Source organism: Rhodococcus sp. 05-340-2, assembly GCF_002258915.1.
Taxonomy (GTDB): domain Bacteria; phylum Actinomycetota; class Actinomycetes; order Mycobacteriales; family Mycobacteriaceae; genus Rhodococcoides.
Map to the genome: position 1 here is coordinate 119131 of NZ_NOYU01000038.1, position 20594 is coordinate 139724.

Consider the following 20594-nt stretch of genomic DNA (forward strand, 5'->3'; position numbering starts at 1 on the left):
CATGCACATCGCCATGATCGGCACGACGGCCCCGAGTCATATCTATCCATCGCTGGCCGTGATAGCCGAGCTGGTCCGGCGCGGGCATCGCGTCACCTATGCCGTCGGTGATTCTCTGCGACACGTGGTCGAACCCGCAGGAGTCGAAGTGGTGCCGTTCACCTCGATACTTCCCGACGGAGAGGCGTCGTGGCCGGACGATCCGGCGGCGGCGATGCAGGTCTTCCTCGACGAGGCAATTGCGTCGTATCCCGTGCTCACCGCGTTCTACGACGACGATCAGCCGGATCTGTTCCTGTACGACATCGGCGGAATGACGGCACCCGTCCTCGGTGTGCGATACGGCGTTCCTGCGGTGCAACTGTCGCCGACGTACGTGGCGTGGGATGGATACGCCGAGGATCTCGGTGATGGGATGACTTCTATTCGAGAGTCGCCGACCGGCGTTGCGTATCGCGAAACCTATGCAGCCTGGTTGCGAGAGAACGACATCGACGCCGATCCGTGGGAGTGGATCACCTACCCGCAACACTGTCTGTCGCTGATCCCGAAAGTGATGCAGCCCCATGCGGATCGGGTACCGGATTCGGTGCAGTTCGTCGGGCCGTGCGTCGATCCGGTACGTCTGCAGGACCGAAGCTGGACGGCACCCGACGCGCCTGTCCTGTACATCTCCCTCGGCACCGGATTCAACGAGCGACCGGAGTTCTACCGCCTGTGCATCGAGACGTTCGCGAACACAGACTGGCACGTGGTGATCTCCATCGGCCGACGCGTCGACCCGGCCGTGCTCGGAGAGCTACCCGCGAATATCGAAGTACACGAACATGTTCCGCAGCTCGCGGTGCTGGACGCTGCCACCGTGTTCATCACCCACGCCGGGATGGGTGGCTGTACCGAGGCACTGTGGTTCGGTGTGCCGACCGTCGCGGTCCCGCAGGCCGTCGATCAATTCGGCAACGCCGCGATGCTCGCCGAACTCGGGGTAGGCGTGCACCTGGAATTCGAGAAGGTCACGGCTGCGGTCCTGGCCGACGCCGTTGCCAAAGCTCGCGAATTCGCACCACGCGCAACGGGGATCAGTGCAGAGGTGCGGGCGCACGGTGGCGTCGACCAGGCAGCGGATGCGGTAGTCGCGTTTCTTGCGTGATCAGTTGGCGGCGCTACCGCTGTCCAGTATGGATCCGAGATCGGGGGCCGGCGTACTCGGCTCGACGGTGACGACAGTGGAGGACTGCTCCACCTTGTATGAAGTCCAGGGAAGCCCGTTCAGAAATTCGTCGAGTCCGGGGTAATCCGAGATCCATGCGGTGGTGGTGTCCCCGTCGACGGAAGTGCACGACGCCAGCGCGACATAGGAGCCGGCCGGGACGTCGGTAATCGTCTGGACCGTCGAACCCGGCTGGGTGTCTCCGTTGGTGTACAGGGACTGCCCGTTGCCGATCACCTCGAGGACCGGAGGAAGAACACCGTTCGGCGCAGGTGCGAGCGATGTTCCACAGCCGATAACCGTGCCCGAGGAATTGGTGATCGTATTGGTCACGCTGGTTCCGTCGACCGCGAACGAGAATGTGATGTCCCCGGGTTCGGCCGCGAGGGCCGACGCGGGTGCAACGAGGGCGAGGGTGGTGCAAGCCGAGGCAATGGTCAAGGTGCGCAATGTCGTTCGCATGAAGGTTCCTCGTCGTCGAGTGGCATCGTCCGCATCAGAGTCTGCCTCAAAATAGACCGTTTGGCACTTTTCGGGCGCGGCGCAGCAAAGCCATCGTGAAACCTGCGAATCTGCTGTTCGAGACCGACTCGCACTCCTACATCGCGGTTTGCGGCACCGATCGGTACCCGTGAGGTCCGGGTATCGCCGCAGTCCGAGTCGAGCATGCACGAATCCGGTGCAGCCAGCCGCGCTGAGCGCGGTCCAGTGCACCCGATTCAGTCCTCCAGAACGCTGACGCTCACGCCGTAGGGCAGGAAGCGGACGCGTCGACGCGGGTCGGTGTTGTCCTTGTGTGCACGGAGAGCATCGAGTTCGGTGGCGTAGAGCTGGTCGATCTGGGGTGATCCGGCGTCGTCGACGCTGTAGATCGCCCAGACTCCGTCACCCTTCTGACCTGTGGTTTCGGGCTCAGGCGGAGCTTTGGGTGCCCCGGCGTTGGATGCGAACAGTGAGCCGACCACCTCACGCAGTCCCTCGGTTGCCTCACGAGCGAACTTGTCGAAGTCGTCGGATCCGAATCCGAAGGGTCCTTGATTGGCCATGACGGTACCTCCTCAGGTGAAACTCCAGTATGCGCGTTTTCTCCGAACAGCCGCCGCGCATACCGTCGAGGTGCTGCGAGCCGCGCTACTGCTGTAGTTGGGCACCGATGGTGTTGTGCAGCGCTCGCAAGGAGTTCTGGCCCAGCGAGACCGTCTGCGATTCGATGTAGCGCAACAGATGCGAATCGTTGAGCACCTTTTCGCTGGACTGGATCAGCACTGTGCCGGCACCGGTGAAGTCGAACTGCCGCTCCTCGCCGCTGTTGGCTCCGAGAAATCCGCGGGCCGCACCGAGGAAGTTCTGCATCCAGTCGGCGTCGAAGTGATGCGACGGTGATGGGCAATCTGCCCATCCCACAAGGGCTTCCGGGTCGATACGCAGCGGTGGCTCGGCGAACATGACGGGGCCGTTGGACGAGGCCAGGAACTTGCCCGTACCGAGCAGAGTCAGGAATCCCGGGACGATGGACTGCTTGAGATCCAGAGTCGGCTCGAACGCGAGCAGGTTCGCGGCCCGGATGGTGAGGTTGCCGTCGTCGAGGTCGTAGCTGTTGATGTTGAACCCGCGATCGCCGAGGATCAGCTTGCCCTGGCCCTGCGCGAGTACCCAGTCGTTCGAGTACAGCGGCGACGAGAACCGCGCCGCGACGATGGCGGGCATCGACGTCTGCCCGAGCGGTTCGAAGCGAACATTGCCGTAGTACGCGATCATCGCGCCCTTCGACGTGAACCACGGCTGGCCGGCGAGTTCGACGCAGAACGCGTAGTCGTTGCCGGGGACGTTGTCGTTGACCGGCAGCGTGTACGGGGTGTGAATGTCCAGACCCATGGGGTGTCCCTCCTAGAACTTCTGCTCGGACGCCTGCACCCACACGGTGCCCATGCCGGTCATCTTCAACTGGATCGCCTCGCCGCTGCCCTTGCCGACGGCGTCGCGCCATCCGACGTTTGCGGAGATGTCGACGTTGATGTTGCCGATGTGGCAGACGTACGCCTGCGGATCCACCACGACCTGAGGGTGATCGGGCCCGACCTGCAGCGGAGTCGCGCCGCCGTGCGACAGAACCGCAACGCTGCCCTGGCCGGTGAGCTGCGTCGTGAACAGGCCCTGCCCGGTCATCGCGCCGCGCACTGCTCCACGGACGCCGCCCTGCGAGGTCAGGGCAACGATGGAACTCTGGAGGTAACCGTCGTGCACCAGGAGCCGATCGGCTTCGACGGTGAGCATCGACGAACCGTCGAGGTGGATCACCTCGATGTACAACCCGGCATGACCGTAGAAGACCTCGCCCTGCCCCTCGGCTGCCATCATCGCCACGTGCTCGCCCGCCATCATCCGCCCGGCCATGCCTGCAACGCCGCCCATGCCCGGCATGGCACCGGCCGAGCCGCCCATCGAGTGCGGAACGAACCGGACGTCGCCGGTGTAGTAGAGCATCGCTCCACGACGCGCGAGCACGTTCTGATTCGGTGCCAGAACGGATTTCACGACTTTGCTGTTGACGAGTTCGAGCGGCACGTCAGCGCTCCTCGGGTTGGATGTAGACGACGCCTTGGCCGTCGAAGCGGAGGGAGAACGCCTCGCCGCTACCGCCGCCGATGGCGGAACGCCACGTGACGTCGGTGACGAAGCTCTGGTTCAACTGGCCGCGATGGGCGACGAAGGCGTCGGGATCGACGACGAGTGGGTACTGCGGATCGACGGCGAGGGCGATGATCGGCCCACCCTTGGACAGCAATGCCACAGTGCCGGATCCGCTGACGACGGTGGTGAACAGTCCCTGGCCGGAACTCGCGCCGCGTAGACCGGAGAATTTGATGTCCGTCTTCAATTGCCCTGTTAGAGCGAGTAATTGGGACGACTCGACGTGAAGGTTGTCGCCCTGGACCTCGACGAGAGTGATGTCCTGAGCGTCGACGGCGAAGTACACGGTGCCCTTGCCGGACACGTCCATCAGAGACAGCGACTCGCCGGTCACCTTCTGTTTGAGTGCGGCGCGAAGTCCGCCGCCACCACCCATGCCGGCACTCTTGAAGGCGACATCACCCTCGTACGCCACCATCGAGCCCGACATTGCGCGCAGGGAGTCGCCGGTCAGGTCGGCGACCAAGACGCGGTGCCCGTTCATCCTCAGCTGAGCCACGGGGGAACTATGCCACTGCACGCGCCCCCGCGGCTACTGCTGGAGAAAATATCTAGACGAGCGGCTTCAGGGCTTTACCTGCCAGTTCGACGGCTCCCGGCTGGTGTCCGTTGGTGATCAGGTTGATGATGATGCCGTCGACGCCCTGATCGAGGACGCGCTTCTGCACCTGCTCGGCAACGTCGTCGGGGGTTCCGCAGAAGTGGCGATCGGTGGCCTTCGCCGCGTCCTCCTCCGACAGGTTCGTCAGATCGAGGCCCTGCTTCAGTACGAACTCGCGCTGCAACTCCTTGGCCTTGTCGCCGTCCTCGTCGATGATGACGAAGGCGAGGAAGCTCGTTTCGAGATCCTTGGGGTCGCGGTCGACCTCCTCGCATCGGGCCTGCACGGCAGCCATCTTGCGCGGCAGTTCGTTTGCGTCGCAGATGATGTTGAGATGGTCGGCGAACTGGGCAGCCAAGCCGAACGTCTTCTTCTCGCCGCCACCGCCGAGCATGATCGGCAGATCATCGCGGATGCGCGGCTCGTTCATCGCGTTCTCGACCTGGTACCAGAGGCCGTCGAACGTCGGACGCTGGCCGCGCAGCATGGGTTCGATGATCTGAAGTGCCTCGTCGAGTCGCTCGAAACGGTCGGTGAAGGTACCGAACTCGAGTCCGAAGCTCTGGTGCTCGAGTTCGTACCAGCCGGCACCGATCCCGAGGATCGCGCGACCGCCGCTCACGACGTCGAGCGTGGTGACGGTCTTGGCCAGGATCGCCGGATTGCGGTAGGTGTTGCCGGTGACCAGGGCGGAGAGCTGAATGGTGTCGGTGGCCGTCGCAAGGGCGGACAGTGCGGAGTAGGCCTCGAGCATCGGCTCGTCGGGCTTGCCGATTCCGGGAAGTTGGTAGAAGTGATCCATCACGAATGCGGTGTCGAACCCGGCCGCTTCGGCCTCGCGCGCCTGCGCGATGACCTGGGGAAAGAGCTCTGCGACCGAACCGTCGTAGCTGAAGTTGGGCATCTGGTAACCGAGGCGAATAGTCACGAGATCCACGCTACTCGGATATCCGCCCGCGGCACGTGCGAGAGCGCGATAATTCGACGATGACAATTCTGGAGCTGACCAGGCAACCGTTCTCGGGGTTCGCCGTCGACGACCTGCAGGCGGCGCGCGCGTTCTACGCCGAGACGCTCGGACTGACGGTCACCGAGAACGAGATGGGCATGCTCGAGCTGCACCTCGGGACCGGGGCGATCGTGCTGATCTATCCGGGTCCCGGGCACGTGCCCGCGCAATACACCATCCTGAACTTCCCGGTGACCGATATCGAGAGCGCAGTCGACGCACTGACTGCGAAAGGGGTTGTGTTCGCACAGTATCCGGAGATGGGCACCGACGAGAAGGGGATCTTTCGACACGGTGGACCGCTGATCGCCTGGTTCACGGACCCGGCGGGCAATGTGATGTCGGTGCTGCAGGATTGACGACCCCTATGCAGTCGGTGTTCCGGCGGCGAGTGTGACTGTGCCGGAGCTGGTTACACCGGCGTCATCGACCCATTCGACGACGGCGGATTCGCCCGGGCGACGTCCGAGCAGCGCCTCCGCCAGGTCCGATGAGGATCCGATCTCGGAGCCGTCGAACGTCACGATCACGTCCCCCGCAGACAATCCCAGCACCTCCGCCGGGGAATCGAACGTCACCGTCACGACGGCCGCCCCGATCGCCGGCTTGTTCTCGAAGACCGACACATCGCGCACCGAGACTCCGAAATACGGTGTGGGGCCGACATGTACGGTGCCACCCGACCGGCCGGCGAGCACTTGATCGAGGACCGAGACCGCCTCGGCGATGGGGACGGCATACGCCTCGGGCGCCTGTGGGGGTGAGAACTCGGTGCCGTTGCGTGCCTCGTCGGACAGCCCCGCGGTGTTCACGCCCACCACACGACCCCAGGCGTCGAAGAGAGGTCCGCCCGAATCCCCCGCTCGCACATCGGCATCGACGCGAATCATTCGTTCCAACGTATTTCCCGATCCGTCCACCGAACTGCGCGTACGCACCTGCTGATCGAGGGCCGTCACCGCACCGGGAGCAGGAACCAATACCCCGGCACCCGAGGCATTCCCGACGGCGGTCACCGCATCACCCACCTCGGGAAGTGGGTCCGGGGCCAGCTCGACCACCGGCAGGTCGGCCGCGGTGATCAACTGCACGACCGCCACGTCACGAGATTTGTCGTAACCCAACACGGTGGCGTCGTAGATCAGTCCGTTCCCCATGTGTACTGCGCTGATCTCGGTGGCGTTCTCGACGACGTGGAAGTTGGTGAGCACGATTCCGTCGGGGGCGACGACGAAGCCCGTGCCCGCGACGCCGGAAAATCCTGCGGACGCCGAGAGGGTGACGACGGTGGGGTCGACGCGAGTCGACAGCTCGTCGAGTGTCAGCGGTGGCGGTTCGACGACGGGTGCGACGGGTGCCGGGGTGGCGACGAAATCTGCGGTTCCGGGATCGAGCGGTGGCGTCGCGAAGAGCCACACGCCGGCAGCGACCAGCGTCAACACCACCGCTCGTCCACCCGACCGCATAGAGACCGATTATGGTCCGGTGGCGATGGTGGTGCCAGCTAGTTGGCGATCACGGCCTGGCGGTACCTCTCCGTGCGTCCGTCTACAGTCTGTCCATGCCCGCGTCGCATCGACCCCGAGTCCTGATCGGCATCTCCGGTTGGACGTACGCGCCGTGGCGAGGTGATTTCTATCCGGCGGGCTTGGCCCACCGCAAGGAGCTCGGGTACGCGTCGGAACATCTGACGTCGATCGAGATCAACGGCACCTTCTACGCGATGCAGAAGCCGTCGAGCTTCACCAAGTGGCACGACGAGACGCCGGACGACTTCGTGTTCTCCATCAAAGGCGGTCGATACGTCACCCACATCAAGCGGCTCGTCGGTGTCGAGGCAGCCCTCGCGAACTTCTTCGCCACCGGGGTCTTGACGCTGGGCGACAAGCTCGGACCGTTCCTGTGGCAGTTGCCTCCGAACCTCGAATTCGACGCGCAGAAGATGTCGGACTTCTTCGCCGTGTTGCCCCGAACAGTCTCCGCTGCAGTCGCTCTGGCGCAGTCTCGCGATGACAAGCTGACCGAGGATCGGGTGTTGTTGCCGCCTCCGTCGTCTCGTGTCCTGCGGCACTGCGTGGAGGCCCGGCATCAGAGCTTCGCGACCGACGAGGCCGTGCACTTGTTGCGCGAGAACGACATTGCGTTCGTGGTTGCCGACACCGCCGGCAAGTATCCGTACGTCGACACTCCGACAGCCGATTTCATGTATGCCCGCCTGCACGGTGACGAGGAGCTGTATGCCAGCGGCTACACGGATGCGGCGCTCGATCGGTGGGCGGCGAAGATCTCGGACTGGACGGCCACGGGCCGAGACGTCCACGTGTACTTCGACAACGACGTCAAAGGATATGCACCTTTCGACGCCATGAAACTGATCGAGCGAATCGGTAGATGAGTATTCGGCTCTCTAGCCCACCTGGTAGATGTACGTATAGTTCAATGTTCTCGCCCCGGCGCAGGTAGCGCCTCTGCCACACGGGACAGGCCCTTTGCGGAGGCAAGAATCGTGGACACCTTCTCTCTCAGGGCATCGCCCTCGAATGTCTCCGCTCGGCCGCCCACGCTGATCGATGCAACGACCGCGCCGCCTCGCCCGAGGATCGGTGCTCCGACCGCCGCGACGCCGGTGAGGTAGTCCGAGTTGCTCAATGCGTACCCCTGCGCTCGGATCTGTTCGAGACGTGTCAGCAACTCGTCCGGCGCGGTCGGCGTTCGATCCGTGAACGCAGGTAGGTCTTCGGTGAGCCATCGGTCGCGAATCCGAGCGGAGAACGCCAGCATGGCCATCGGGCCTGCGGTGGCGTGATACGGGAGAACCGAACCGATCGAAATGCCAGCGACCACAAGAGGATTGCTTCCTTCATGGCGATCGATGCAGACGGCGCCCTCGTCCGCAGGTACCATGAGATACGCAGTGTCACCGAACTTTTCGGCTATCTCCGACAGGTACGGTTGCGCGGCACCGCGGATGTCGAGTTGCGTCAGTGCCGACGATCCGATCTCGAAAACGGGCATGGCAATTCGGTACGAGCCCTCGGGCGTTCGGTCCACCCAGCCGGCGTGGATCATCGTGGTCATCAACCGGTGCACGGTGGTCTTGTTCATTCGACTTGCTGTCGTCAAGTCGTTCAGTGTCCATACCGGATGCAAGGTGTCGAAGTGCTCGAGCAGCCTGCACGCCTTGACCACCGCTCCGACGATGTCGCGGCCGGCGTTGGCGTCGGACTCGATGGGCGATGCCACGTGTGCTCCTTCGATCGGACTGGGAAGTGCTGCCGCCATCCTACGAACCCCCCTTGACTTGTGATCGCCACCACTCTAGTTTCGGAATGCGTTCCGCAATACGAAATGGATGGTGTGTATGACTGCGACACTCAGAGAACTGACCGAACAGGGACTCGTGTACGCCCCCGGCGTGTGGGACGGGCTGACCGCCAAGCTCGCCGAGCAGGCCGGATTCTCGGCCCTGTGCGCCTCCGGATTCGCAGTGTCGGCTGCCCTCGGACTCCCCGACGCCGAGCTGTACACGATGACCGAGAACCTTCAGGCGGTACGCACCATCGGCGAAGCGTCTTCCCTCCCCCTCGTGGCGGACATCGATACCGGCTACGGCAACGCCGTCAACGCGGCGCGGACAGCAGCCCGGTTCGCCGCCGCAGGTGTTCAGGGCGTCTTCATGGAAGACCAGCTCTCGCCCAAGAAGTGCCCCATCTGCGTGGGCGAGCCGGTGGACCTCATCAGCATCGAGGAAGCGTCGGGCAAGGTGCGCGCGGTACGGGATTCGCTTCCGGACCACGTCCTGATGATCGCCCGCACCGATGCGCGTGGCGACGACGCGATCCGACGCGCCACCGCATACGTCGACGCCGGTGCCGACATGATCATGCCGGTCACGAAGACTTTCGAGACCGCCGACGAGTGGGCTCGCTGTCACGACGCCGTAGGCGTCCCGCTGATGGCGACGTTGACCGCATCGACGTGGACCGAGCGGGAGTTCACCCCGGACGTGTTGCAGCAGATCGGTGTTCGACTCGCTCTCCTGCCCACTCAGGTGCTGATGGCCGCCACCGGCGCCGCTCGTGAGGCCCTGCGACGACTGGCCGGCGGCGAAGCGCCGGCCGACGTGAGCGCCGACGCGTTGCAGCACCACGAGTTCGTCGATCTGATCGGCTTTCCGGAAGTGGAAGCAGCGCAACGCAAGTACCTTCCCGCCGACGCGAAGGTGTGATCGGCATGAGCTCCGACGCACTGACGATGGTCGAGAAGATCCTCGGCCGAACCTGTGATGCCGATGTGGTGCATGCCGGAGAGAATCACGCCGTCAGGCCCGCTCGCATGATCGCCTACGACTTCCCCGGCTACACCGACGTGATGTTCCGGCAGATGCGCGAGGACTTCGGCATCACCGAACTCGTCGACCCCTCCCGGTACGTCGTCTTCATCGACCACATGCTCACCAAGAAGAACGCCAAAGAGCAGGAGGTGCATCAGGTCACGCGAGACTGGTGCGAGTTCTACGGCATCGAGCTGCACGAGGGGCGGGGCATCGGCCACCAGCTCACTGCCGAACTCGGACTCGCGACGCCAGGAGACTTCCTTGTCCACTTCGACGGGCACATCAGTGGAATCGGTGCTTTCGGCGCACTGGGTTGGGGCATCCGCCGCGATCTGATCGAGGCCTGGGTGACGGGTCAGCTGTACGTCGACATCCCGGCCACCACGCGGTTCGACCTCGTGGGTGAGTTCGGCGCCGGCGTCGACAGTCGCGATCTCGTTCACACGATCATCGACCTGGTCGGTGCCGACGGATGCGCCCACCAGGTCATGGAGTTCGGTGGCCCCGGAGCGCGGTCGATGAAGATCGACCACCGTCAGGGGCTGTGCGGAATGGCGATGTTCACCGGAGCGGTCTCGGCGATCTTCGAACCCGACGAGCTGTCGCTCGCCTACGCCCATGACGTCGCCCGGCGGACGTTCACCCCCGTGCTTCCCGATGGGGGTGCCACCTACGCGGCGCACCACACCATCGACCTGTCGACCATCGTGCCGCAGGTGGTGCAGCCCGGTTCGGCCCGTGCTGCCAACACGCACACCGCTGCCGATCTGGCCGGAATCCCGATCACGAAGGCCTTCATCGGCTCCTGCGCCAGCGGCCGCATCGAGGACCTACGCGCAGCGGCTCTGGTGCTCGACGGGCGAACCGTCGCTCCCGGCGTCGAGCTGAACGTCGTGCCGACCTCCCAGAAGGTGCACGATCAGGCCGAAAGCGAAGGGCTGCTGGACATCTTGCGATCGGCGGGCGCACACATCGCGGTGTCGAGCTGCGACTTCTGCTTCGGCTACCAGAAGCCCCTCGCGGCCGGCGAGAACTGCATTTCCACCGGGGTGCTCAACATCTCCGGGCGAATGGGTAGCTCCGACGCCAACATCTACATGGGTTCGCCCTTCACCGTCGCGGCCAGCGCCCTCGCCGGGACGATCGCGCAGGTGGGGTCATGAGCGCGTACCCGCCCCCGCCCGACGTCATCGACGGCGCGGTCGCGTGGATATTCGGTGACGACTTCGACATCGATCTCGTCGTGGGAGTGGCCAACATCAAGTCATACGACCCGGACCACCTGCGGTCGGTCTGCATGACGGCGTACGACCCGGGCTTCGTCGATCGAGTCCGCCCCGGAGACATCATCGTCGGAGGACGCAACTTCGGTTATGGACATCCGCACTATCCACCGATGGTGGCGCTTCGCAACCTGGGTATCAGTGCCGTTGTGGCGGAATCCTTCTCACCGGGATTCTGGCGCGGCGAGACCTTCAACGGTATGCCCCTGATCACCGTTCCCGGAATATCCGACGCGGTGGCCGTCGGTGACGATGTCAGACTCGACTGGCGGCGTGCAGAGGTGTCGAAGCAGGACGGCACCACGATCGCCGGCCGTCCACCGAACGCCCGAACCGTCGCTGTCATCGAAGCAGGCGGTTCGTACGAACTTCTTCTCTCCGAACACCGAAGCACGCAACCACTCACAGAAGGATCAGCGCGATGACGAACACCGAACACTCCCGCGCAGGAGTCGCTCCGCCCAAGGCGGACACCACGACTGCGCGTCGAGCTGCGATTGCCGGAGGTGTCGGTACGCTCATCGAGTACTACGACTTCGCGGTCTACGGCTTTCTCGCGGTGATCATCGCGCCGCTGTTCTTCCCATCCACCAGTCCCGGCGTGTCGATTCTCGCGACCTTGGCCGTATTCGGCGTCGCCTATGTCGCCCGTCCGCTCGGCGGAATTTTCTTCGGTCGGCTCGGGGACCGCAAGGGTCGTCGGCACGCTCTCGTCATCACCGTGGTGTGCATGGGTGTCGCGTGCGGAATTCTCGGCCTGCTGCCGACACACTCGAGTGTCGGGGTGCTGGCCCCCGTTCTGCTGGTCATCATCAGGCTCGCCCAGGGATTCTCTGCGGGCGGTGAGATCGGAGGTGCCGCAACGTACATCGCGGAGTCGGCACCGCCGAACCGTCGGGGATTCTTCGGGTCCTTCACGCCGGTGGGATCGACTCTCGGCTTTGCCGTCGCTGCGGCCGTCGTCGGGCTCGTGGCTCTGATCACGACCGACGAACAGATGTCGTCGTGGGGATGGCGCATCCCGTTCCTACTGGCCCTGCCCCTGGCGTTCGTATGTCTCCGTGTGCGACTCAAGCTCGAGGACAGCCCGGAGTTCGAGGAAATGGCAGCCAAGAACGAGGTCGCCAAGAGCCCGTTGAGTGACGTGGTGAAGAAGCAACCGTGGTCGGTGCTCCGCGTCGTCGGCATCGCGATCGCCATGAACGGATCCGGATACATCGGACTGACCTACTTCAGTGTGTATCTGATCAACGACCTCGGCTTCTCGAAGGACTCGGTGTACTGGACGTCGGCCGTGGCAATTGCATTGGCCTGCGCCACATTCCCGCTGAGCGGGATGCTCACCGACAGGTTCGGCCGCAAACCCGTGCTGCTGTTCGGCTACGTGGCCTACGTGATCATCGCGCTGCCGGTGTTCATGATTCTCGGTGCGACGTCGAGCATTCTGATCGTCGGCGTCGTCTACTTCGTCTACATGGTGCTCAACGGTGTGGTGCAGGTCCCGGCTTTCCCGCTGTTCACCGAACTCTTTCCTCGGGCAGTTCGCTACACCGGAGTGTCGTTGGGCTTCAACATCGGAACGATCGCGGCCGGTGGAACGGCCCCCTACGTAGCGGCCCAGTTGGTCGAATCGACGGGCAATGCCATGTCACCGGCGTATTGGGTCATGGGCGTGTGCGTCATCGGTGTAGCGACGGTACTGACCATCAAGGAGACGGGACACAGCAAGCTTCCTGTGTAGCTCGAGCCGCTCTGCTGTCAGCAGAGATCCGAACCCGGCGTTCGGCAGAACAGACGGACTGCTCACCGGCACAATGGATTCATGAAGCTATTGGTCCTCGGCGGCAGCGACTTCGTGGGGCGAACTGCCGTCGAACATGCTCTCCAGCTGGAGTGGGATGTCGCGGTCCTGAACCGCGGCACAACCGCGTCGGATCCTCGTGTCACGCAACTTCGGGGCGACAGGCGCTCGTCCGACGGATTGGATGAGACCCGAGAAGGATACTGGGACATAGTCTTCGACACCTGGTCGTGGGAACCGGACGTGGTGGCGCAGTCGGCGACGATGCTCGACGGCCGAGTCGGCAGCTACGTCTACGTTTCGAGTCGATCGGTGTACGACGCGCCGCGAGCGGGAGCGACCGAGGCGTGGCCGACAGTGCAGGGGCCCGGCGAGGACTATGCGCGGCAGAAGTTGGGCGGTGAGCGAGCGGCAGTTGCGGCTTTCGGCGATCGAACGCTGCTGGTCCGCGCCGGGCTGATTCTCGGGCCGTACGAGAACATCGGCCGACTTCCGTGGTGGCTGAACAGAATTGAGCGCGCCGGTGAGGTGCTGGCACCCGGTCCGGTCGATCTGGCGCTGCAGTACATCGACGTCCGCGATCTTGTTGCGTGGAGCCTTGATGCTGCCGCGCGAGGGCTGGGCGGTGCGTACGACGTGGTGAGCCGGCCCGGTCACGCGACCATCGGCGAGCTGTTGCAGTGCTGCATCGACGCCACCCGGTCCGACGCTCGCCTGTGTTGGGTGGAGCCGGACGTCCTCAGCGCTGCGGGGGTGCAGCCGTGGACGGAGCTCCCGATCTGGATTCCACCCGGTGCAGATCATGATTCGCTGCATGCATCCGACGTTTCGAAGGCATGTGCCGCAGGTCTTCGGACGCGTCCGATTCAGGAGACCGTCGCGGATACGTGGACGTGGTTGCAGTCCCTGGGCGGGCGGACGCCGATGAGGGGTGATCGGCCGCCCGTCGGACTCCCGGCAGAGCGTGAGGCGGCAATTCTGGCGGGCCGCGGGCTCACGTGAGTCTGCGAGGTGGGCGAAGGGAACAGACGCGCGCGGAATCGTCAGACGCGTTCGGAATTGCCAACGGATCGGTGTCGAATTCGCGCGCGTATGGCAAACGCGCGCGCGTTTGCGGGGAAGCCGGCCCCGCTACCCCACTATTCGTCACTCTTGCCCGAAAGTTAGAGGGTGATAGACAACGCTATGGAGTGCAGAGCCGTCGCACCGCACCCTCGATGATCGACGCCCGACGCTGGTGTTCCGCGTCGTCGACGGGTCCGCAGTCGCTGCCGGGAGCCGTCATCCAGGACGAGGTGATGCCGAAGATCATGGTGAACAGGTCGTCGACGGTGAAGGCGTCGGATATCAGACCGTCCTGCTGTGCAGTTGCCATAGCGCGTCGCCGTTCGGCGATCACTGTGCGGATGTCGTCGGCACCCGCGACCACCATGCCGCCTTGAAGCTGTGTCCACAGCAGCAGTCGGTGTTCCTCGGGATTGGCGGCGAGGTGCAGGTACTCGCGCGCGGCGTATCCGCCGAGATCGTCGACAGTGAACGGGACCGACTCCAGGAAGCGCGCGAATCCGTCTTCCACTACTGCCCGGAAGAGTGCTTCCTTGTCTCCGAAGTAGGCGTACAGGCGTTCCTTGCTCGCCTTTGCCGAGACCGCGATGCGATCCACCCGTGCTCCGGCCAGTCCGTGCTCGGAGAACTCCGTGCGTGCGGCGACGACGATGCGGGCGCGGGTTGCGCTGGCGTCTGGCTTCATGTCGGCCACCCTACCGCCAACCAACTAGTTCGTTTGACACGGTCGTTCGAGTGGCCTACCTTTTCGGTCGGGACATTTTTCGTGCCCAGAATCAACGAGTACGAGTGGGGTAGAAACATGTCGCAGGTCTCCGAACACGGGGCGCTGGCCGAGAATCCGAATTACGAGCGCCGTTGGTTGGTGCTCTGCATCGTCGCCATCACACAGCTCACGATCGTGCTGGACGGCACCATCGTCAACATCGCCCTGCCGCAGGCTCAGATCGACCTCGGCATCAGCGACACCAGCCGCACCTGGGTGATCACCGCCTACGCGTTGGCGTTCGGTGCACTGCTGCTGCTCGGTGGCCGCATCGCCGACTACTGGGGACGCAAGCGGTCGTTCATCGTCGGCATGGCCGGCTTCGCCGTTGCCTCCGCAGTCGGCGGACTCGCCCAAGAGGGCTGGCAGCTGTTCATCGCACGCGCAGGTCAGGGCGTCTTCGCTGCATTGCTCGCACCTGCAGCACTGGCCATCCTGACGATCACCTTCACCGACACCAAGGAACGAGCCAAGGCATTCGGCGTGTTCGGAGCGATCGCCGGTGGCGGCGCAGCCGTCGGCCTGCTCCTCGGCGGAGTGCTCACCGAATATGCGAACTGGCGCTGGTGCCTGCTCGTCAACATCCCCGTTGCCGTCATTGCCATCGCCGCCGCAGTCCCGCTGGTCAAGGAAAGCAAGGCGCACGGAGACACCCGCTACGACCTGCCGGGCGCGATCCTCGTCGCACTCGGACTGGCCTCACTGGTCTACGGCTTCACCGAAGCCGAAAACGGCTGGGCGACGGTACCCACCATCTCCTTCATCGCACTCGGCCTCGCGTTGCTCGCCGCGTTCGTCGTGGTCGAATCCAAGTCCGCCAACCCGCTGCTCCCCCTGAGTGTGTTGCTCGACCGCGACCGCGGTGCCGCATACATCGGGTCGGCCGTCATCGGTGCGGCATTGCTCGGTGGCACGTTGTACCTGACCTTCTACTTCCAGATCGTGCTCGAGATGAGCCCGGTGATCGCCGGTGTCGCGTCACTGCCCATGACCGGCGGCATCCTGATCACCGCTGCGATCGCGTCGGCTCTCGTTCCGAAGATCGGGCCCAAGCCGATGATGGCCGTCGGCCCGGTGGTTTCCGCGATCGGCCTGCTGCTGCTCACGCAGATCGGCGTCGACACCTCGTACTGGACGCACGTGCTGCCCGGCGTCGTGCTGCTCGGACTCGGCCTCGGTCTGCTGATGGTGCCGATGCAGAACGTTGCGCTCATCGGCGTCCCCGATCACGACGCGGGTGCGGCATCCGCTCTGATCAACGCCACTCTGCAGGTCGGCGGCGCACTCGGTGCCGCGGTGTTCACCACGGTCTACACCTCGTCCAAGACGTCGTACCTGGCCGACAACCCGGCCCCGACTCCGCCCGCAGGAGTGCCGGCCGAGGCCCTCGCCGGCCAGGAAATTCCCAGCGACGAGGTACTGGCCGCGCTGCCGGAGCCGATCCGCGACTTCGTGCTGGCCACCATCGATCACGCCTTCGCAGCCGAGGTATCGGGCTATGCGTGGGCCTTCGGAACCGCTGCGATCCTGGTCGCACTGGTGTGCCCGGTCGTGCTGGTGCTGGTCCGGGCGAAGAAGGACGACCTGCCCGTCGGCGACACTCCGGTCCACATCGGTTAGACGCACACGAGAAAGGAACCCCGCTGCTCACCGTCGAGCAGCGGGGTTCTTCGTTGTGGGTGACTTTCAAGCCCGGTCTGGGTCGATCGCCTCGGCCTGTGCAGTGAGAAGCATGTGCAGTAGCTCGGGAGGCAAGGCCATGGGAGGCAGAGCGCCGAGAGCGATGGAGTTCTCTGCCTCGCCGCCCAGCTCGACCACCTCGTCGTGCAGGCTTTCCATCTTCTCGTCGAGCTTGTTGGCGCTCTCGGCTGCCTCGGTCAGCTCCGCCAGCAGAGTGTCCGGGATCTGCCCGCGGTACTTGTAGAAGATCTTGTGCTCGAGGCTCGCCCAGAAATCCATCGCGATGGTTCTGATCTGCAGTTCGACGAGCACCGGCTGGACGCGGTCGGACATGAACACCGGGATCTCCACCAGCAGGTGCAAGCTCTTGTAGCCGTTGGGTTTCGGGTTCGCGATGTAGTCCTTGACCTCGACGACCCGAATGTCGGTCTGGCTGCTGAGCATGTCCGCGATGCGGTAGGTGTCGGAAATGAAGCTGCAGGTGATGCGCACTCCGGCGACGTCGAAAATGTTCTCGCGAATCGCATCGAGAGTCAGGGCGCACTTCTTCCGTTGCGCCTTGTCGAAAATACTTTCCGGGGTCTTCAACCTCGACGAGACGTGCTCGATGGGGCTGTACCGGTGAATATGGGTAAATTCCTGCTTCAAGATGTTGATCTTCGTGATCAACTCGTCGATCCCGAACTTGTAGCTCATCATGAATCGCGTGAAATCTTGTCTCAGTCGACCCAGGTCGACCGCAGTCTCACCGTTCTTCATGACCTCGCTCATGACTCCGATTGTCTACGACGGCAGGCCGAGCGCGCGCGGCGCGGGAGTCGAAGCTCGCATCACTGCACGACGGGCCCAGCTCCGGTGTGAATCTCACGACGCCACAGGACTGGCACTGATGCGTGCGGTGATGCCCCAGCTCGCACGAACAGGCTCGTGACCCGACGAGAACCGAACCGGCGACGAGCCGATGACCGTTGCCACATCGCGTCGGTGCTCTCTCGGCCCACCGATCCCCGACGCGGTACAGAGAGCCGGCCGCGGGCTCGGGTTCGAGTGCCATCGCGCGCGCCCACTTTCGACGAATCCGCCGCATCCGATATGGACCGCCCGAAGTGGCTCCGCTGGCCGCATCGCCAACTCCGGGGGGCGCGTTCACACTAGCAGGAATCGAACGTATGTTCTAACTCGTATGTCAGAACCACGTCTTGCGGCCACCGACTGCGCGCCCCATCGAACCGAGCACCGTCAGAACCGCGCCGACGACCACCAGAATGATGCCGACAGTCGTCAAGATCGAAATGCCGGCGAAATAGCCGATGAGGGCGAGGATGATTCCGAGAACGATCATGACTACTCCTGGTGCCACTGTGAGCCCGTTACCGGCGAATGCCGATGGGACCGAAGCTACGCCACCGAGATGGAGGAATGGTCACATTTGTCGCTATTTACCGGCATCCACTTTCGCTGCGAGGAATGCCTCGGGGTCGATCAGATCTGCCTGCCCCACGATCGACCCGAGATCCGCGATGCGTTCGATGCCGGTGAGCACCATCTCTTCTTCCACCGTGCCCTCGGCGTAGCCGTAGTAACAGGTCGACGTCGTGTGGTTGTGGTCCTTGTCTATTCGGTTCGCCCGACCCTCGATCTGCCGGATGTCGATGGGTGTCCACCGAGGATCGTGGATCAGCGTCACGCGTGGTGCGAGGGTGGAGACCGTGCCCTCCGGGAGCAGTAACTCGTTGGTGTGCAGGTTGATCGCACTGGTGGTTGTCGAGACGATGACCGACGCGTCGCCGGTCTGGAACCGTCTGATCGACGCCTCCTGATCGGGGCTGCTCATACTGCCGTCGACGACTGCGACGTCGAGGCCCTCGTCGCGCAGTGTCTGCGCCAGCGCCGCGACGGACTCGCGGTAGAACATCGAGACGAACACCTGATTGCCGGCCTTGACCCACGTCCGTACCTGATCGGCCGACGCGGGAATGCGCAAGTACGAACACTTCTGGCGGAATCGCAGGGTCGCGGCACGGGTGCTCGGGTTCTTCTGCAGTACTCGCTTACCGCCGACGGCCTTCCAGATCGGTAGCCCGACTTCCTTGCGATAGTCCACCCATGCCGAGTTGTACAGGCGCTTCTGCGCGGCAGTGAGTTCCTGGCCGAGTGGCTCGCGCGGAGTCGGCGGCGAGGGGCGCGAAATGGACCACGGCACAGCACCTCCCGACAACCAGCCGTGTACGGACGCGATATCGCGGGCGCGTCGGGCCGCGTCCTCGGGCTCCCACCGCCACGTCGTCAGCCCCGTCGTCGCCTTACCTGCCTTGACGGCGAACCCGGATTCGATGAGGAACTCGGCCCACTTCATCGTCACCGCATAGCCGAGATACTCCTCGTCACCGAGGATCTCGACCCCGCGGCTGCGCTCGACCGCACGAGCCATGTACGCGAAGTGCAGGGGCTGATAACCGGGCGTGGCGGACATCCACACCACCGAGCGCGCCGCCTCCTGATATCGCCAGAGGATCTGCGACTGCTGCGATTCGATGTTCATCAGCGCATGCGATTCGTCGGCGATCACCACATCGATGTCGAATCGAAGCTCGCCGAGCGAGATGGTCCGTTTGTTCTGTGTCCGTTTGCGTTTGCCCAGGTCGGTTTCGGGAGGAACCGACAGCAGCTTCTTCGTCGACTGGTAGGTGATCAACAGCCAACGCTTGCGCTCGGACGGCTCGATGTCCGCCTCGCTGTCCGCGATGGTGCGACGCCACCCCGGCAACGCACCCTTGGGGGCCACCACCAGCACCGTGCCGATCTCGGCCGCCGACATCTGCCGAACGGCCTCGCACACCGCCAACGTCTTGCCAAGACCCGTCGAATCCATCTGCGCGAAGTAGGGGAACCCGGCCTCGAGCGCGGCGAGATGGCGTCGAACGGATTCGAGTTGAGTCTCACGCGGCTGCATCGCGCGCTCGCGCACCACCTCGTCACGCCAGTTCTCGTTGGCATCGTCCTCGAGCCACCGCTGCAGGCTGTACGGCATCGACTCGTACGGCTGCAGATACTCCGGCAGTTCGGTGCCGTAGTACGCGAACACCCGAGGCCCGGGATACCAGCGCGCCCCGGCCGCGCCCGCCGCCGACCGATCCTCGAACGGCACGTCCAGCACCCAGACGCGCTCACCGGGATCGGGAACCCGCAGATCAGGGGCAGCAGTCTTACGAGGCGACGTCTTGCGCGGCGCTGCCCGCTTGCGTGGTGCGGCCTTCTTCGGGGCAGCTTTCGTCGTTGGAGGCTCACCGTTCTTGGCGGCCGCGAACTTTCGGGCAGCGCTGCTCTGCCCGGCCTTGACGGTGCGGGCAGTGGTGGATCGGGCTGTGCGTCTACGAGGTGGCATCGGATCCAGTCTGTCGTACGGTGTGCACGAACACCGTAAAGGAGCCCTGTGACATACACGAACGACCCGCGTGCCGTAGTACTCGTCCACGATCAGGACCCTGCTCTCGCGCGACGCGACATCGGCACCCTCGACGCCGAATTGCGCACCAGGGGTTTCCAGTTGGACGTGCACTCCTTCGACCACAGCCCCGACCTCGCGCCGCCGCCGCTGTCCGACGCGCAGCTGCTGCTCGTCATGGGCTCGCCCGACGCCGCGTACGACGACACGCTGACCTGGCTCGCGCCGGAGATCGCCTACGTGCAGGACGCGGTCGACGCGCAGGTCCCGATCCTGGGTGTCTGCTTCGGTGGGCAGTTGCTCGCTCGGGTACTCGGCGGCACCGTTCGCAGGTCCGAGCGTCCCGAGTACGGATTCGTCGACGTCGAGACGTCCGCCCCCGAGCTCATCGCCCCCGGACCGTGGATGGAGTTCCACGGCGATACCTTCACCGCTCCTCCGCAGGCCACGGTGATCGCCCGCAACGAGGCCGCGCAACAGGCCTTCGTCCTCGGACCGCACCTCGGACTGCAGTTCCACCCCGAGATCGACCTCGACACCTACGACGCGTGGGCCGCTGCCTGGGACCGCGACGGCGTCGAACACGGTGTGGACGTGCACGAGATTCGCCGGGCCATCGCCGACGCCGAACCTGCCGCTCGGGTGCGTTGCTCGGCTCTGCTCGACGCATTTCTCGCCCGATCCTCGGCGGTGCCCCGGTAGGGTCG

General features: G+C 64.3%; 22 protein-coding genes. 10 read left to right on the forward strand and 12 right to left on the reverse strand.

Annotation, left to right across the window (positions count from 1 at the left end; genetic code table 11):
• Window position 1: 1 nt before the first annotated feature.
• Window positions 2-1150, forward strand: a complete 1149-nt coding sequence (locus CH271_RS23195; protein WP_094635102.1) for a macrolide family glycosyltransferase — start codon at window positions 2-4, stop codon at window positions 1148-1150.
• On the opposite strand, the gene CH271_RS23200 is transcribed toward CH271_RS23195, so the two are convergent.
• From CH271_RS23200 to CH271_RS23225, 6 genes are all read right to left on the reverse strand, one after another.
• Window positions 1151-1672, reverse strand: a complete 522-nt coding sequence (locus tag CH271_RS23200; protein WP_037194911.1) for a hypothetical protein — start codon at window positions 1670-1672, stop codon at window positions 1151-1153. It lies immediately after the preceding gene.
• A gap of 257 nt (window positions 1673-1929) precedes the next feature.
• The gene (locus CH271_RS23205) at window positions 1930-2256 is read right to left on the reverse strand and encodes a hypothetical protein (protein WP_037194906.1); all 327 of its coding nucleotides are present in this window, start codon (window positions 2254-2256) and stop codon (window positions 1930-1932) included.
• A gap of 85 nt (window positions 2257-2341) precedes the next feature.
• Complete coding sequence (locus tag CH271_RS23210) at window positions 2342-3085, reverse strand: AIM24 family protein (RefSeq protein WP_094635016.1); 744 nt, start codon at window positions 3083-3085, stop codon at window positions 2342-2344.
• A 12-nt stretch (window positions 3086-3097) separates the two neighbouring features.
• A complete protein-coding gene (locus CH271_RS23215; protein WP_037194904.1) occupies window positions 3098-3775 on the reverse strand; it encodes an AIM24 family protein in 678 nt (225 codons plus the stop codon).
• Window position 3776: 1 nt separating this feature from the next.
• The gene (locus tag CH271_RS23220) at window positions 3777-4385 is read right to left on the reverse strand and encodes an AIM24 family protein (RefSeq protein WP_037194903.1); all 609 of its coding nucleotides are present in this window, start codon (window positions 4383-4385) and stop codon (window positions 3777-3779) included.
• Window positions 4386-4452: 67 nt separating this feature from the next.
• Window positions 4453-5430 (reverse strand): LLM class F420-dependent oxidoreductase, encoded by a 978-nt coding sequence (locus CH271_RS23225; protein ID WP_179274782.1) that lies wholly within the window; start codon window positions 5428-5430, stop codon window positions 4453-4455.
• Window positions 5431-5489: 59 nt separating this feature from the next.
• Between CH271_RS23225 and CH271_RS23230 the strand changes: the two genes are divergently transcribed.
• Window positions 5490-5870 (forward strand): VOC family protein, encoded by a 381-nt coding sequence (locus tag CH271_RS23230; protein WP_094635017.1) that lies wholly within the window; start codon window positions 5490-5492, stop codon window positions 5868-5870.
• A gap of 6 nt (window positions 5871-5876) precedes the next feature.
• Here the strand turns inward: CH271_RS23230 and CH271_RS23235 are convergent, their stop codons facing one another.
• On the reverse strand, window positions 5877-6977 hold the full coding sequence (locus tag CH271_RS23235; protein ID WP_094635018.1) for a S1C family serine protease: 1101 nt from the start codon (window positions 6975-6977) through the stop codon (window positions 5877-5879).
• 95 nt (window positions 6978-7072) lie between these two features.
• On the opposite strand from CH271_RS23235, the gene CH271_RS23240 reads away from it, so the two are divergent.
• The gene (locus CH271_RS23240) at window positions 7073-7906 is read left to right on the forward strand and encodes a DUF72 domain-containing protein (RefSeq protein WP_037195523.1); all 834 of its coding nucleotides are present in this window, start codon (window positions 7073-7075) and stop codon (window positions 7904-7906) included.
• A gap of 41 nt (window positions 7907-7947) precedes the next feature.
• On the opposite strand, the gene CH271_RS23245 is transcribed toward CH271_RS23240, so the two are convergent.
• The gene (locus tag CH271_RS23245) at window positions 7948-8754 is read right to left on the reverse strand and encodes an IclR family transcriptional regulator (RefSeq protein WP_037195521.1); all 807 of its coding nucleotides are present in this window, start codon (window positions 8752-8754) and stop codon (window positions 7948-7950) included.
• Between the two features lie 109 nt (window positions 8755-8863).
• Between CH271_RS23245 and CH271_RS23250 the strand changes: the two genes are divergently transcribed.
• From CH271_RS23250 to CH271_RS23270, 5 genes are all read left to right on the forward strand, one after another.
• Window positions 8864-9739 (forward strand): isocitrate lyase/PEP mutase family protein, encoded by an 876-nt coding sequence (locus CH271_RS23250; RefSeq protein ID WP_037194900.1) that lies wholly within the window; start codon window positions 8864-8866, stop codon window positions 9737-9739.
• Between the two features lie 5 nt (window positions 9740-9744).
• Complete coding sequence (locus tag CH271_RS23255; protein WP_371828458.1) at window positions 9745-11010, forward strand: 3-isopropylmalate dehydratase large subunit; 1266 nt, start codon at window positions 9745-9747, stop codon at window positions 11008-11010.
• Entirely contained in the window at window positions 11007-11555 is a 549-nt protein-coding gene (locus CH271_RS23260; protein ID WP_094635020.1) for a 3-isopropylmalate dehydratase, read from the forward strand. The genes CH271_RS23255 and CH271_RS23260 overlap by 4 nt, the downstream gene beginning before the upstream one ends.
• Window positions 11552-12871: an MFS transporter gene (locus CH271_RS23265; protein ID WP_094635021.1), complete on the forward strand. Its 1320-nt coding sequence runs from the start codon at window positions 11552-11554 to the stop codon at window positions 12869-12871. Before CH271_RS23260 ends, CH271_RS23265 begins: the two co-directional genes overlap by 4 nt.
• A gap of 81 nt (window positions 12872-12952) precedes the next feature.
• Window positions 12953-13933, forward strand: a complete 981-nt coding sequence (locus tag CH271_RS23270; protein WP_094635022.1) for an NAD-dependent epimerase/dehydratase family protein — start codon at window positions 12953-12955, stop codon at window positions 13931-13933.
• A 181-nt stretch (window positions 13934-14114) separates the two neighbouring features.
• Here CH271_RS23270 and CH271_RS23275 read toward each other — a convergent pair whose 3' ends face one another.
• Window positions 14115-14681 carry a TetR family transcriptional regulator gene (locus tag CH271_RS23275; RefSeq protein ID WP_143546105.1) on the reverse strand — a complete coding sequence of 189 codons (567 nt, stop codon included), beginning with the start codon at window positions 14679-14681 and terminating at the stop codon, window positions 14115-14117.
• A gap of 81 nt (window positions 14682-14762) precedes the next feature.
• On the opposite strand from CH271_RS23275, the gene CH271_RS23280 reads away from it, so the two are divergent.
• The gene (locus tag CH271_RS23280; protein WP_256986521.1) at window positions 14763-16382 is read left to right on the forward strand and encodes an MFS transporter; all 1620 of its coding nucleotides are present in this window, start codon (window positions 14763-14765) and stop codon (window positions 16380-16382) included.
• A 66-nt stretch (window positions 16383-16448) separates the two neighbouring features.
• On the opposite strand, the gene CH271_RS23285 is transcribed toward CH271_RS23280, so the two are convergent.
• The 3 genes from CH271_RS23285 to CH271_RS23295 form a co-directional block, all read right to left on the reverse strand.
• Complete coding sequence (locus CH271_RS23285; protein ID WP_052048086.1) at window positions 16449-17213, reverse strand: GTP pyrophosphokinase; 765 nt, start codon at window positions 17211-17213, stop codon at window positions 16449-16451.
• 415 nt (window positions 17214-17628) lie between these two features.
• Window positions 17629-17784, reverse strand: coding sequence for a DUF6131 family protein (locus CH271_RS29005; protein ID WP_094608853.1), 156 nt, complete (start codon window positions 17782-17784; stop codon window positions 17629-17631).
• Between the two features lie 93 nt (window positions 17785-17877).
• Entirely contained in the window at window positions 17878-19827 is a 1950-nt protein-coding gene (locus CH271_RS23295) for a helicase-related protein (RefSeq protein WP_256986522.1), read from the reverse strand.
• Between the two features lie 48 nt (window positions 19828-19875).
• Between CH271_RS23295 and CH271_RS23300 the strand changes: the two genes are divergently transcribed.
• Complete coding sequence (locus CH271_RS23300) at window positions 19876-20589, forward strand: type 1 glutamine amidotransferase (protein WP_094635109.1); 714 nt, start codon at window positions 19876-19878, stop codon at window positions 20587-20589.
• Window positions 20590-20594: the final 5 nt, after the last annotated feature.